The following is a 374-nucleotide window of genomic DNA, read 5'->3' on the forward strand; positions in this document are numbered from 1 at the left end:
TTATTTCTCGGTTAAAATTATAATTAAAATATAATTAATACAGAAAATAATATTATCTAGTTTTCAAAGAACAAAGTTGACACTCTCGTGTCAATGGAGAATAACGGGATCGAACCGTTGACCTCCTGCTTGCAAAGCAGGTGCTCTCCCAGCTGAGCTAATTCCCCAAAATATTCGATTGTCACTTACCAGTAACGATGGGTCTAAGTGGACTCGAACCACCGACCTCACGCTTATCAGGCGTGCGCTCTAAACCAGCTGAGCTATAGACCCAAAAGCGCGAACATTTATTTTAACGAGAGTAAAACTCTCAAAACTAAACAAGACTTCAATAATGTAAGGTTTCCGAATTTTTCCTTAGAAAGGAGGTGATC

At 38.8% G+C, this 374-nt stretch carries 2 tRNA genes; both read right to left on the reverse strand.

The features are described from left to right. Positions 1–94: 94 nt before the first annotated feature. Positions 95–167, reverse strand: a tRNA-Ala gene (locus AC6UD6_RS07000). Positions 168–198: 31 nt separating this feature from the next. After that, a tRNA-Ile gene (locus tag AC6UD6_RS07005) sits at positions 199–273 on the reverse strand. Between the last annotated feature and the right edge of the window lie 101 nt (positions 274–374).

Source organism: Fructilactobacillus sp. X8R2C1 (genome assembly GCF_059900955.1).